Annotated in this window: 13 protein-coding genes; 3 read left to right on the top strand and 10 right to left on the bottom strand. The window is 55.6% G+C overall.

What is annotated here, in order from left to right; genetic code table 11:
• The first annotated feature begins 22 nt into the window (after window positions 1-22).
• Window positions 23-637 carry a uridine kinase gene (locus ACNPN0_RS04345; RefSeq protein WP_400289273.1) on the top strand — a complete coding sequence of 205 codons (615 nt, stop codon included), beginning with the start codon at window positions 23-25 and terminating at the stop codon, window positions 635-637.
• On the opposite strand, the gene ACNPN0_RS04340 is transcribed toward ACNPN0_RS04345, so the two are convergent.
• Together ACNPN0_RS04340 and ACNPN0_RS04335 are read right to left on the bottom strand one after the other, a co-directional pair.
• Window positions 634-1,452, bottom strand: coding sequence for a thioesterase family protein (locus tag ACNPN0_RS04340; protein WP_105658249.1), 819 nt, complete (start codon window positions 1,450-1,452; stop codon window positions 634-636). The genes ACNPN0_RS04345 and ACNPN0_RS04340 overlap by 4 nt on opposite strands.
• A 72-nt stretch (window positions 1,453-1,524) precedes the next feature.
• Window positions 1,525-2,100, bottom strand: coding sequence for a helix-turn-helix domain-containing protein (locus ACNPN0_RS04335; RefSeq protein ID WP_332595150.1), 576 nt, complete (start codon window positions 2,098-2,100; stop codon window positions 1,525-1,527).
• Between the two features lie 76 nt (window positions 2,101-2,176).
• On the opposite strand from ACNPN0_RS04335, the gene ACNPN0_RS04330 reads away from it, so the two are divergent.
• A complete protein-coding gene (locus tag ACNPN0_RS04330; RefSeq protein ID WP_400289275.1) occupies window positions 2,177-3,112 on the top strand; it encodes an NAD(P)/FAD-dependent oxidoreductase in 936 nt (311 codons plus the stop codon).
• 677 nt (window positions 3,113-3,789) lie between these two features.
• Window positions 3,790-3,993 (top strand): cold-shock protein, encoded by a 204-nt coding sequence (locus tag ACNPN0_RS04325; protein WP_013349123.1) that lies wholly within the window; start codon window positions 3,790-3,792, stop codon window positions 3,991-3,993.
• Between the two features lie 304 nt (window positions 3,994-4,297).
• Here the strand turns inward: ACNPN0_RS04325 and ACNPN0_RS04320 are convergent, their stop codons facing one another.
• The 8 genes from ACNPN0_RS04320 to ACNPN0_RS04285 all read right to left on the bottom strand — a co-directional run.
• Window positions 4,298-4,555: an FAD-dependent monooxygenase gene (locus ACNPN0_RS04320; RefSeq protein ID WP_448937302.1), complete on the bottom strand. Its 258-nt coding sequence runs from the start codon at window positions 4,553-4,555 to the stop codon at window positions 4,298-4,300.
• 52 nt (window positions 4,556-4,607) lie between these two features.
• Window positions 4,608-5,879: an MFS transporter gene (locus tag ACNPN0_RS04315; protein ID WP_400289280.1), complete on the bottom strand. Its 1,272-nt coding sequence runs from the start codon at window positions 5,877-5,879 to the stop codon at window positions 4,608-4,610.
• 450 nt (window positions 5,880-6,329) lie between these two features.
• Window positions 6,330-6,689: a hypothetical protein gene (locus ACNPN0_RS04310; RefSeq protein ID WP_133833298.1), complete on the bottom strand. Its 360-nt coding sequence runs from the start codon at window positions 6,687-6,689 to the stop codon at window positions 6,330-6,332.
• Window positions 6,690-7,221: 532 nt separating this feature from the next.
• Window positions 7,222-8,196, bottom strand: coding sequence for a class 1b ribonucleoside-diphosphate reductase subunit beta (gene nrdF, locus ACNPN0_RS04305; protein ID WP_105658533.1), 975 nt, complete (start codon window positions 8,194-8,196; stop codon window positions 7,222-7,224).
• Between the two features lie 214 nt (window positions 8,197-8,410).
• Window positions 8,411-10,549 (bottom strand): class 1b ribonucleoside-diphosphate reductase subunit alpha, encoded by a 2,139-nt coding sequence (nrdE, locus tag ACNPN0_RS04300; protein ID WP_105658532.1) that lies wholly within the window; start codon window positions 10,547-10,549, stop codon window positions 8,411-8,413.
• On the bottom strand, window positions 10,546-11,031 hold the full coding sequence (nrdI, locus tag ACNPN0_RS04295) for a class Ib ribonucleoside-diphosphate reductase assembly flavoprotein NrdI (protein ID WP_105658531.1): 486 nt from the start codon (window positions 11,029-11,031) through the stop codon (window positions 10,546-10,548). The genes nrdE and nrdI overlap by 4 nt, the downstream gene beginning before the upstream one ends.
• Before the next feature lie 42 nt (window positions 11,032-11,073).
• Window positions 11,074-11,304 carry a glutaredoxin-like protein NrdH gene (gene nrdH / locus ACNPN0_RS04290; RefSeq protein ID WP_013349130.1) on the bottom strand — a complete coding sequence of 77 codons (231 nt, stop codon included), beginning with the start codon at window positions 11,302-11,304 and terminating at the stop codon, window positions 11,074-11,076.
• A 514-nt stretch (window positions 11,305-11,818) separates the two neighbouring features.
• Window positions 11,819-12,590, bottom strand: a 772-nt coding sequence (locus ACNPN0_RS04285) for a YggS family pyridoxal phosphate-dependent enzyme (protein ID WP_448938846.1), incomplete at its 5' end; no start/stop codon positions are given.

Genomic DNA, 12,590 nt, shown 5'->3' with positions numbered 1-12,590 from the left:
TTTCTGGGCCATAATAAAAGGCGTGCCAAATTCTTCTACCCCTGTCATCCTGATCGGCGGACCGTCCGGCTCCGGCAAGTCCTATCTCGCGTCGAAATTCGGCCGACCCCACCTGCCGCTGGACGAGTTCTACCGCCAGATCAGCGAAGACGGGAATCCCGTTGATTTCCCCCGTACCGGTTACGGCGAAATCGATTGGGACAATTCGGCTACCTGGAATCAGGAAGCCGCACTGCAGGCTATCGATGATTTGCTCTACCTTGGTACCACTCGGGTCCCTAACTACTCGATCACGACCTCGAGCTACAACGGGCATCGTGAAATCGCTTGCGCAGACGGGCCGATTGTCGCCGAAGGCATCTTCCTCTACGAAATTCTTGAGCCGCTGCGCGCCAAGGGCATTAACGTCCAAGCGTATTACGTGGACGAACCGGCATTGGTAACTGCTCTTCGACGGTTCGTGCGCGATGTAGCACAGCGCCGGAAACCGGTCCTGTTCTTGGTCAAGCGCGGCTATGCACTTTTCCGGGCCCACGGTGCAGACCGGGAAAAGTACCGCCAGCGCCAGTTCACGCTGAAGTCCAAGCCTGAGCTCAAGAAGCTGCTGGCCAAGCTTTCAACCGGCGCATCGAGCTAGCGCGAACGGACCGTCAGGATCTGTTCAGCACGGCCGAAAGGGCCTGCTTCATCGTGCAATACCGTTGAGGTCAGGCCGATGCCGTCAGTGCCGAAGCTCTGCTGGACATCCAGGCCCAGCCACTTGCCCTCGGGCTTGCGGTACATGTGGATCTGCAGATCCACGTTCGGGTAGATCCAGGTTCCTTCCCCCGGATCCACGCGCGGCACCACACCGTTTGCCGTGTCGATCATTCCCACCAAGCTGGACAACGCTGTGGCGTCTCCTGTGTCGACGAGGTCATGAGGAGTACGCAGCCACGCAAAACCTCGACCCGGCCGCAGCTCATCATTGGCGCGCATCTCGATGGATTTGATGTAGCCGCCGGGCCACTGCTCACTGATTTCGCGCACCGCGCAGGCCTCTGGGCCTGGGATTTCCTTGTCTTCAACCCCTGCAACAGCACTGGTGTCACCCGTAATCACCCGCCATGCGCGCGCAACGATGCTGGTGCGGCCCTTGGCCGTCATTTCGGCCTCGATCAATTCGATCGTCCGGCCGGGACGGACCATTCGCGTTGAGATCTCGAATTCTCCGGCGTGAATAAGGCCATGGATCTCATAGCTGATCCGTGCGATGCGCATGTCTTCACGAGGCTGGAAATTTTCCAAGGCGTAGGCCAAGATTCCAGAGGCAGGACCCATGTGCTGCTCCTGGGGATTCCACGCACCTTGGGAATGCCACGACGATCGATAGCGACCTTCACCGAGTGCTTCGAAATAGAAATTGCCATCAGCTAGGACCTGTTCAAGCTCCTCGTTGAGCTGGTGCGTCATCGTTGCCCTCCTGGCCTCGCAGTGTTCAATACTCTGCCCTCAGGTTATCCAAGAGTAATTGAAATCACTAAACTAGCTGGCTGTGTCGTGCTCATGGGCTCGTTGGCCTGCATGATCCATGATTCCGAGCACCTCGGCAATGCCATTGACCGCCCACAGGGCATGAGGAGTCATTGTGTCGAACTGCGCAGATTGCCCCGCCTTCACGTGATAGGTGCGATCTCCTAGCTTTAGCTGGATTTCTCCGAGGAGCACTGTGAACCATTCCTTGCCCGGATGAATACGCAGCTCGGTGGGAGCAGGCGCCTGCGAAGGGTCGAAACGCATTTTCGACACATTCACCCCGTTAACTGCGTCATCGGTGGACAGCTTCCACATGGTTATCCCGGGCATCGAAATCGGCTCCGGGCGGATAATAATCTCGGCTTCAGAGGTCGATACGAGCTCATCCAAGCTGGTATTCAGTGCCTTGGCTATTGGAACCAGCTGGTCAAGGGCAATACGCCGGCCTCCCGTTTCAATCCTGCTGAGCGTGGAAACGCTCAGGGAAGCCTTGCTCGCCAACGATTCCAACGACCAGCCTAGGTTCTGCCGCAACGTTCTTATGCGCTGGCGGATGACTTGGTCAACTTCAAATTCTTGCGTCATGCGCAAAACGGTACACCCCACAGCGCAAAACGTCGATACCGTGGACACAACATCACAAATAGCAGGGAGAGGAATCATGGAACATTTCGAAGCGATCATTATCGGCGGCGGCAGTGCCGGGCTCGCGGCCGCAGTCACATTGGGCCGCTCACGGCGTACCGTCCTGGTCATCGACGAGGGAAATCCGCGAAACGCGGCAGCGCAGCATGCCCACAACGTTCTGGGAAACGAGGGCATCAACCCGCTGGACCTCCTGGCCCGCGGACGGCAGGAAGCGATTGGCTATGGTGCGCGGATCATCGAAGGCGGGGTGGAGAACCTCACCGGTTCGCTGGACACCGGATTCAGCGTCTCTGCTGCAGGGAATACCTTTAGTGCCGAAAGAATCGTGCTGGCAACGGGCCTCATTGATGATTTGCCGTCGATTCCGGGGCTGGCCCAAGCATGGGGTGATACCGCGATCCATTGCGCATACTGCCACGGCTGGGAAGTGCGTGACCAGGAGATCCTGGTACTCGGAATCGGCCCCATGAGCACGCACCAAGCAATGATGTTCAGCCAGCTCAGCTCGAAGATCACCTTCGTCAACCACACCCCGGATGCATTGAATGATGAAAATCGCGCGACACTTGCCGCATTGGGAATACCGGTGGTTGAGCAGCCAGTGAAAGCAATCGATTTCGATACCCAAGGGACTCTGGATTCAGTCACACTGGCAGACGGCCAGAAGATCAGCGCTCAAGCTCTGGTCGTAGCAAGCCGAATGAACGCACAAGCCTCGCTCTATCTGAAGCTCGGCGGACAGCTTGCCGAGCACCCGCTTGGCACCTTCATCCAGGTCAATGAAATGGGTGCCACAGCCCTGCCAGGGGTTTATGCGGCAGGGAATGCCAGCAACCTAGGTGCGATGGTCATGGCAGCAGCCGCAGCCGGAACGATCGCCGGAGCAGCCATAAATGCGGATCTGCTCGGACATCAGCTAGCTAAGGTCCAGGCGCAAGCGAATCCGTAACTGCTGGCTCTACCCCTTCGGGCACCGGCCCAAACGGGGTAGAGCCAGGGCCGCAGGGTGAGCATGAAAATAGCCCGCATCAATTTTCCGGAAAAATAATATTTACTAAAACACTAGTCAACAAACAAATAACGAATGTCGATGCAACGATTTGCATTGCCAAAACGCCCAAGTATCACGCATCACGCCCCACGGACCAGCGATCAATGGTACGCTTGATTTGTTACCTCAACGGTTGCAGGTGTGAGTCCCCGCCAGTAATTGTTAGCAGTAGGATTTGTAGCACAGCCAACAAATCGTCTGTGCTTTACAAATCGGTTCATCGATCTTCAGATCGAATGAGCTCCTATCGAAACGAATTCTTCATCTTCTCTTCTTCACTGCAGATAAAACATCTCGACGACTCCGTACGTCACTTTTCTGTGGATTCCTTGTTCTACTCCGCTAGCGTGGGGTCATTACCCGTTAGCAGCCTGGAATCCGACGATGTTTAAGCAAGTGCAGCGACCCCCGTTTTGGCCGATACCGGCAAAATCAGTATTCGATTCTCCGTATCGACGGCAGGCGAATCGTTCTCGGCAGCTCTGCGCGAGGTAACCCCTAAATTTTCCGATTCGGAACTTCGGATCGGCAACCAGGCCACATCGTGGCCAATCAATAAATAAGGATATAACACTATGGCCACTGGCACCGTGAAATGGTTCAACGCTGAAAAGGGCTTCGGCTTCATCGCTCCTTCGGATGGATCGGCTGACGTCTTCGCACACTACAGCGCAATCCAGAGCTTCGGTTTCCGTAGCCTCGAAGAGGGCCAGACTGTTGAGTACACCCTGGAAGCTGGTCCAAAGGGCCCACAGGCAACCAACATCCAGGCTCGCTAAGAGACTTTCTTCAAAGGTGTAGTTCCCCGCAAGGTTGGAACTGCACCTTTGTTGCTTTTAACCGGTTCTTAGCTGCAGGCTTCGACCGGAGGACGTTCCCGAAGAACCCCAACGCCAAGCAATCTACCTGGCAGTTCCGTCTGCTTCGGGGCAAGCGGAAAGCAGCAGCTATCGGCATCGGCAGCCGGAATTCAGCTCGGAATTCGACTATCAACTGCACGGGCTAGTAGATTGCGGAAACTCCACTGTGGCGCCACGGCAATGAATCGACAAGGGAGCTGCATTCGCGACAGGTTAGGAACGGTTACCGGCGATCCGTTGGAGACCGGACTACTTGCCTGGGTAACTTTGCTGAACCCGATTCTTCGAATTCGCCCACCAGTCCCAGTTCATCGAGCACGTACAAAGTTGACGGACAGATGGTGCCACCGCGAAAGTCCCTGAGGAACTCACCGTGCTTGCCATAAACCGCTACTGGCACACCGCTGCGAGCAAGCATTAAACCGGCGGCCATTCCAGCCGGCCCTCCCCCAACTTTGATTGACCGCCTTCTGCCTGCCATGAATATGCTCTCCTGCATTTGAAAATGCCTATTACCGAATTGGATTTGCAGCCTACTCGTGAACAGTTCCAGCGCTATTAGACTTCATATTCACAGCGATCATGAACATCGCGAAAATCAACAGCACCACGGCCAGTCCGCGGAACCCTACAGCTGCCAAAATTGGGCCAGCGGTGAGACCGCCAAGCACACCAGCCAGATTCATGCAGAGGTCCGACGTGCCCTGCAACTTCGGACGTTCGGCAAGGCCAACTGATCCAGTAATCATCGTTGCGCCTGCAACCGTCGACGCCGACCAACCGAGGCCTAGGCTAAGCAACGCCAAAGTTGTCACGGTATGGTTCTCTGCATTGCTCCATACCAAGATGCTTGCGGTAACTAGCAACGCCTGCCCGGTAAAGATGACCGTTCGTGGACCTAGCATATCTGTGAGCCAGCCAAAGACTGGTGAGAGCGCATACATCCCCGCAACATGGACCGAAATGGTGATCCCGATGAGCGTGAGGCTTGCCCCTTGATGCTGCATGTGAATTGGAGTCATCGACATCATGGACACCATATAAAGATGAGTCAAGGCGACGGTAAGCACGGCACGCCTGGCAGCAGAAGTGTTTCTTAGGATGCTCCAGCCGCGGCGGCGAAGCTGAACCTCACTCGCTTGGGCAGCCGCCTGACGCTGTGCGATCTGCAACGGATCGGGACGCAAGCCCAGCCAATAAACAAGAACCCCTACCAGCTGGGCGCACATCGCAATAAGAAAGCCACCGGTAAACGGTGGAAGGCTAATGAACTGCGCTAGCTCTTCTCCAGGTTCAAATAAATTCGGGCCGATGACTGCACCCGCAGTTGTTGACCACACAACCAGGGAAAGGTCACGGCCTCGTGTAGCCGTGGTGGACAAGTCGGTGGCGGCGAATCGAGATTGGAGGTTCATTGCCGAACCTGTTCCCAGAACCAGCATTCCAAGCAGCAGCAATGGCCAGTATCTCAGAAAAGCTGCGGCAATGATGACGACAACACCGCTGGCTGCCAGCAATGCGCCGGTCGACAGCGAAATACGCCGGCCGAACTTCTGGGCAAGCAATGCCAAAGGCAACGCCATGATGGCAGCACCTAAAGTATTCATGGTCGCGGCCATGCCAGCCAATGCATCGAGTCCGGAAATGCTTACGATCAGCAGCGACCCCAAAGTCAGGGTTGCGCCACCGCCTAGACCTCCAAGAATTTGTCCCGCAGCGAGGACGGAAATCGACTTGCGTCGAATCCGCTGAATCTGCTGGTCGTCCAATGAACGCTGTTCATCCGAAGTGGATTCGATCTGCACATTGACTCCCCCGCATTTATAGCTACCTGTACTGTCTAAGTATCTACTATTTATCTCCGAGCGTTGATTGCGCCGCTGTGCATAACTATGGACCCACCGAAGCTGGGCTATAGCCGGAGTGGTCGCATCCCCATGAATTTCCAATTCAATGGGCTAGGTAACTCACCTTGATTGCGGATCCGCATCTGTCGACGCTCGAATAATACTGGCGTATCGCTCTGCCGGGTCAGCAGACAGTCCCACTTTAAGTTCACGGTTCACATCAACAGCGAACACCTCTGCGGCTCCGGATTGGAGTCCATCTCGCGGTCTTCAGACCCCAGTTTGGCTGAGCCGTCGGCGAAGGCGCAAAATTTCGGACCCGTATGTGAGATCGGTCCTTCCGAATAGGGCAACGGCGACGCATGCTTCTGTGGAAGCATACCGAGATTGCTATTACGCCTACTCAAGTTACTCGTTTTCACGAATCGCTGCCGCAGGCAGCTTACCTTTCGCTGCCTCAAGACCACTGCCTCCAAAGCTCAAAATACGTGCCTTGTCCGGCGCAGTCTCGATCGTTTCCATGACGTGCACCGCGAAGAGCGCCACTTGAGCTTCAAATGGTTCCAGTTGAGGCCAGAACTCTTCGCCACCAGATTGAACCGCGTGATTGAGCACTTCTTCGAAAGTGCAGTCGAATGCATATAGCTCTTGGGAGTCCGCATACCGCAAGAATACGTATCCATCTTCAGCAGGAGGCACAATAAAGACCTCGCCAAGCCCCGATAATTGGTGTTTCAATCGCTCCAGTTTGCCTGACAAGCTAGGCATTTGGACCCCCATTCTTGCTTTGGCAGAGAACCATAATGATGCAGCGATCTGATTATTCGGCCGCCGTGCTGAGGTCGCTCTCTTCTGCTTTTGTGCCCGAAGGAGTTTTTGCCGTAAGAGGCTGGACTCGCGTGGATGCTAGTCAAACCTCATTGCTCACGATACCTGCGAAATCTCGCCAGTTCGCGTTCATCTGCGGTTGCGGGCCAGGTTGCTTCCGCCCAAGCCATAATTCCCCGCGATCTGGCGGTTGTCCTTGCCTCAATGGGGATACTGCGAGAACGAGTTCCAGATTTCATAACCGCTGCTCACCGCGGAAACGGGACATTTGTCCACGCACCGGGTTCGCACGTGATAACTATTGGCGGTTCCAACACCACAGGAGCCCCAAGTTCTTGCTCGGTACACCGCTGACGTACCGTTAGCCCAGCCGGATACGTCAAGTTCGGAACTGTTTAAATGCCAGCAGGCCCGGACTCTGCATGAGTCCAGGCCTGCTGGCCATCACCAATTAGGCTGAAGATTTTCTAGATTAGAAATCCCAGTCTTCGTCTTCGGTGTTCACTGCCTTGCCGATCACGTACGACGAACCGGAACCGGAGAAGAAGTCGTGGTTCTCATCAGCGTTCGGGCTCAACGCAGCCAAAATCGCTGGCGACACATCGGTCACGGTCGACGGGAACATTGCCTCATAGCCCAGGTTCATCAGCGCCTTGTTGGCGTTGTAGTGCAAGAACTTCTTGACGTCCTCGGACAGGCCTACCGGATCATAGAGATCGTGGGTGTACTGGACTTCATTTTCGTACAGTTCATACATCAGCTCGAAGGTGTAGTCCTTCAGCTCCTGCTTGCGCTCCTCGGTCTCGTTTTCCAGACCCTTCTGGAACTTGTATCCGATGTAGTAACCGTGAACAGCTTCGTCGCGGATGATCAGGCGGATCAGGTCTGCAGTGTTGGTCAGCTTCGCATGCGAGGACCAGTGCATTGGCAGGTAGAAGCCCGAGTAGAACAAGAACGATTCGAGCAGGGTCGAAGCAATCTTGCGCTTCAGTGGATCTTCGCCGTGGTAGTAGCTCTCAATGATCTGAGCCTTCTTCTGCAGGTTCACATTTTCAGTGGACCAGCGGAAGGCTTCGTCGATTTCCTTGGTCGATGCCAAGGTCGAGAAGATCGAGGAGTAGCTCTTTGCGTGTACCGATTCCATGAAGGCAATGTTGGTGTACACGGCTTCTTCGTGTGGGGTGATCGCATCTGGAATCAGCGAAACAGCGCCAACGGTGCCCTGCAAGGTATCAAGCAGGGTCAGACCGGTGAAGACGCGCATGGTCAGCAGCTTCTCGTCTTCGGTCAGGGTTCCCCACGACTGGATGTCGTTGGACAGCGGCACCTTCTCCGGCAGCCAGAAGTTATTGACGAGACGGTTCCAGACCTCTACGTCCTTGTCGTCCTGGATACGGTTCCAGTTGATTGCCTCAACCTTGTTGGTGAGCTGAATCTTCTCGGTCATTGCCCCTCATCGAAAAGCTAAATCGTATTAAGAACTTTGCTTACAACTCTATCGTTCTTTCGAACGCCACCTGTACAGCAAGGCCCCAAGTTATTGTCAGATCGCTGACACGATCTGAGGTCGTTTTGATATGCAACAGCTGCCGTTGGACGAAACCATGCGGCAGCTGTTGCGTGATGCCATTGCCCGGCCAACCGGTCAATGGATCAAGGTCTTACAGTGCGCAGGAAACGCAGCCTTCAACCTCGGTGCCTTCCAGCGCAAGCTGGCGAAGGCGGATGTAGTACAGGCTCTTGATGCCCTTGCGCCATGCGTAGATCTGAGCCTTGTTGATGTCACGGGTGGTGACAGTGTCCTTGAAGAACAAGGTCAGCGACAGGCCCTGGTCTACGTGCTGGGTTGCGGCAGCGTAGGTGTCAATGATCTTCTCGTAGCCGATTTCGTAAGCGTCTTCGTAGAAGTCGATGTTCTCGTTGTTCATGTAAGGAGCCGGGTAGTAAACGCGGCCGATCTTACCTTCCTTGCGGATCTCGATCTTCGCTGCGACCGGGTGGATCGAGGAAGTCGAGTTGTTGATGTACGAGATCGAACCGGTGGGAGGAACTGCCTGCAAGTTCTGGTTGTAGATGCCGTGCTCCATGACAGAAGCCTTCAGCGCCTTCCAGTCTTCCTGGGTAGGAATCTGCATGCCGTCGAACAGCTCGCGGACGCGCTCGGTAGCTGGAGCCCATTCCTGCTCGGTGTACTTGTCGAAGAATTCACCGGAGGCGTACTTCGAGTTCTCGAAGTTATCGAAGGTCTCGCCGCGCTCCATGGCGATCTTGTTCGATGCAGTCAGTGCATGGAACAGGATCGTGTAGAAGTAGATATTGGTGAAGTCGATGCCTTCTTCGGAGCCGTAGTAGATGTGCTCGCGGGCCAGGAAGCCGTGCAGGTTCATCTGGCCCAGGCCGATGGCGTGCGACTTGCTGTTGCCGTCAGCAATCGAAGGAACCGAGGCGATGTAGGACATGTCCGAGACTGCGCTCAGGGCACGGATGGCGATGTCTACCGAGGTAGCCAGATCCTTGCCGTCCATGGCCTTGGCGATGTTCATCGAACCGAGGTTGCAGGAGATGTCCTTGCCGACGGTCTTGTAGCTCAGATCGTCAGAGAACTCCGAAGCGGAGGAAACCTGGAGGATTTCCGAGCACAGGTTCGACATGGTGATGCGGCCGGCAATCGGGTTGGCCTTGTTCACGGTGTCTTCGAACATGATGTACGGGTAACCGGACTCGAACTGGATCTCGGCCAGGGTCTGGAAGAACTCGCGGGCGCTGATCTTCGTCTTCTTGATCCGAGCGTCGTCTACCATCTCGTAGTACTTCTCGGTGACGGAGATTTCGCTGAACGGTACGCCATAGACGCGCTCGACGTCGTACGGGCTGAACAGGTACATGTCTTCGTTCTTGCGAGCCAGCTCGAAGGTGACATCCGGAATAACAACACCCAAGGACAGGGTCTTGATACGGATCTTCTCATCAGCGTTTTCGCGCTTGGTGTCCAAGAAGCGGTAGATATCCGGGTGGTGTGCGTTCAGGTAAACGGCACCTGCGCCCTGGCGTGCACCGAGCTGGTTTGCATAGGAGAAGGAATCTTCAAGAAGCTTCATCACCGGGATGACGCCGGAAGACTGGTTCTCGATCTGCTTGATCGGCGCACCGTGCTCACGCAGGTTGGTCAGCGACAGGGCAACGCCACCTCCGCGCTTGGACAGCTGAAGCGACGAGTTGACTGCGCGGGCAATCGATTCCATGTTGTCTTCGATGCGCAGCAGGAAGCAGGAGACGAGTTCGCCACGCTGTGCTTTGCCGGCGTTCAGGAAGGTTGGGGTGGCAGGCTGGAAGCGGCCTTCAATGATTTCATCGACCAGGTGCATGGCCAGCTTTTCATCGCCACGTGCCAGGTGCAGGGCAACCATGCATACGCGGTCTTCGTAGCGTTCCAGGTAGCGCTTGCCATCGAAGGTCTTCAGCGTGTACGAGGTGTAGAACTTGAAGGCGCCCAAGAAGGTTTCGAAACGGAACTTCTTGCCGAAGGCGTGCTTGAACAAATCCCGGATGAAGTTCATCGAGTACTGATCGAGGGTTTCACGCTCGTAGTACTCGTGCTTGACCAGATATTCAAGCTTCTCATCGAGGTCATGGAAGAACACGGTGTTGTTGTTCACGTGGTCCAAGAAGTACTGGCGAGCCGCGTAGCGGTCCACCTCAAACTGGATCTTTCCATCTGGTCCGTAAAGGTTCAGCATGGCGTTGAGGTCGTTGTAGCTCAAGCCCTGGAACTGGGCTGGGAGCTCCTTTGAGCTATTCATCGTTGCTGCCGGTTCTGCGACGCTGGTGTCCAAAAGGTTTCAAGCCCTTCTTTGACGTTGAGAACGTCTTCTGAGGTTCCCATAATTTCGAATGTGTAAAGCACGGGTACGTTGCATTTCTCGGCAATGCGTTTTGCCGCAATGCAGTAGTACTCGCCAAAGTTTGTGTTCCCTGCACCGATCACGCCGCGAAGATTCACGCGGTTCGCTTCATGCCGCAGGAACTTCATGATCTGCGGCATGATCGAGCGCTTGCCACGCTCTCCGCCATAAGTGGGTATGAGCAGCACGTATGGTGCAGTTGAGATCAGCTGCGGTTCGGTCGCATAGACCGGAATCCGTGCGGCATCCATCTCAAGTTTGTCCACGAAACGCTTGGTGTTCTCCGAAACAGATGAAAAATAGATCAGTTTCGAATCGGTGAGTTCCAGCGGTTCCTGGGCCTCAGCATTTTGCCTATCGGCAAGCGCTGCAGGTGACATTGCTTTTCGCCTCCACTACAAGCTAGCGGATGGAATTCTTGATTAGTTGGCTGGAGCCAGCAGCTCGATCTTGTCTGGGCGGAAGCCCGACCAGTGATCGTCATCGGTGATTACGACTGGTGCCTGCATGTAGCCCAAGCCACGAACGTGCTCCAAGGCTGCCGCATCCTGAGAGATGTCTACCTTGTTGTACTCGACACCCTTCTTATCCAGCGCGCGGTACGTAGCGTTGCACTGAACGCAGGAAGGCTTCGTGTAAACCGTGATGGCCATGTCCCTGATCCCCTTTAAAAAGTCTTTGTTTCGGCTAGGATCCCGGATTTTCGGAAAAGTCCTAGCCATCCTCTCGGATGCCTCAAAACCACTGTTTCGAGGTGCTTCTGGTGCGAGCCGCACCGACGGGTTCAATACTACATCTTGTGTTTGGCGGGTCAAGCGGCCACAACATGATGTATTACAAGTATGTCATTCATCCACGGCAACGTCCACAGGAACTGTGGATATTAACCCCCGATTAAACCGCGATTTCTCGCGGACTCGAGACCTTTGTCCACAGGTTGGCAGAAGTCCGCTGTGGGTTAAAAATTCTTCTTGTGAGATGTTCGTCGGCGTGTTCTGCACCCTCCATGTAGTTCGGGGTACACGGTGTGCACCACTACATGTAGTGTCGCCCCTGGCACCCACAGTTTGGCCGACGCGCGGCCGGCTGTGGAGAACGCGCAGCAAGGGCAGCTGGCGATTTGCCAGCTGCCCTTGCAACGAAGCTCAGTGGCGACGCAGAAGCGTCTTAGGCCGGGTAGGCGCGGGCACCGAAGATTCCCTGGCCTACACGCACGACGGTGGCCCCCTCGGCGATGGCCAGCTCGTAGTCGCCGCTCATGCCCATGGACAGGTGCTGGAAGCTTTCAGGAGCATCCTGTTGCAATTGGTCACGGGTTTCGCGCAGCAACGCAAAGCTGCCACGGATGGATGCTTCGTCCTTGGTATTTGCGGCCATGGTCATCAAACCCACTGGCGTCAAGCGATCCAGCGGCGCCAAGCCGCCAAGCAAGTCCGCTGCCCCGGCAGCTTCGATGCCTGATTTGCTTTCCTCGCCGGAGGTATTGACCTGGATGAAGACTTCAAGCGTCCGATCCTCTGCCTCCAAACGGCGTTGCAGGGTCTGTGCCAGTTTCAGCGAGTCCAAGGCATGGAATTCATCAGCGAACTTCGCCACGAACTTCGCCTTGTTGGTCTGCAAGGGACCGATAATCGCATAACGCAGGTGCGGGAAATCCTCGCAGAAGTGCTCGTACTTGCCTTGGGCCTCTTGGACCTTGTTCTCCCCCAGCGTGTCCACACCGGCAGCAATGGCCAATGCCAAGCGATCGAAATCGATGGTTTTGGTGACCGGCAGCAGCCGAACTGAGCCAGCGTCGCGGCCGGCGGCCAGCGCCGCCGCGGCGATCTTCTGGTTGACAGCAGCCAGGTTGCGGGTGAAATCCTCGATGGTGGCCGCGTGGGTAGCGGCAGGTTGCGAAGCCAAAGCGCCAACTTTCTTGATGTCACAAACGTGTTGG

It is taken from the genome of Glutamicibacter sp. AGC84, from assembly GCF_053543575.1.
The sequence above is the reverse complement of the archived record's forward strand: the minus strand, read 5'-3'. Positions and strand labels throughout refer to the sequence as shown.

What these genes read in the sequence shown, in the direction of transcription:
- ACNPN0_RS04325 (WP_013349123.1), top strand. Translation starts at nt 3,790, where the DNA reads ATGGCCACTGGCACCGTGAAATGGTTCAACGCTGAAAAGGGCTTCGGC.
- ACNPN0_RS04310 (WP_133833298.1), bottom strand. Translation starts at nt 6,689, where the DNA reads ATGCCTAGCTTGTCAGGCAAACTGGAGCGATTGAAACACCAATTATCG.
- ACNPN0_RS04335 (WP_332595150.1), bottom strand. Translation starts at nt 2,100, where the DNA reads ATGACGCAAGAATTTGAAGTTGACCAAGTCATCCGCCAGCGCATAAGA.
- nrdF (WP_105658533.1), bottom strand. Translation starts at nt 8,196, where the DNA reads ATGACCGAGAAGATTCAGCTCACCAACAAGGTTGAGGCAATCAACTGG.
- nrdE (WP_105658532.1), bottom strand. Translation starts at nt 10,549, where the DNA reads ATGAATAGCTCAAAGGAGCTCCCAGCCCAGTTCCAGGGCTTGAGCTAC.
- ACNPN0_RS04320 (WP_448937302.1), bottom strand. Translation starts at nt 4,555, where the DNA reads ATGGCAGGCAGAAGGCGGTCAATCAAAGTTGGGGGAGGGCCGGCTGGA.
- ACNPN0_RS04340 (WP_105658249.1), bottom strand. Translation starts at nt 1,452, where the DNA reads ATGACGCACCAGCTCAACGAGGAGCTTGAACAGGTCCTAGCTGATGGC.
- ACNPN0_RS04330 (WP_400289275.1), top strand. Translation starts at nt 2,177, where the DNA reads ATGGAACATTTCGAAGCGATCATTATCGGCGGCGGCAGTGCCGGGCTC.
- nrdI (WP_105658531.1), bottom strand. Translation starts at nt 11,031, where the DNA reads ATGTCACCTGCAGCGCTTGCCGATAGGCAAAATGCTGAGGCCCAGGAA.
- nrdH (WP_013349130.1), bottom strand. Translation starts at nt 11,304, where the DNA reads ATGGCCATCACGGTTTACACGAAGCCTTCCTGCGTTCAGTGCAACGCT.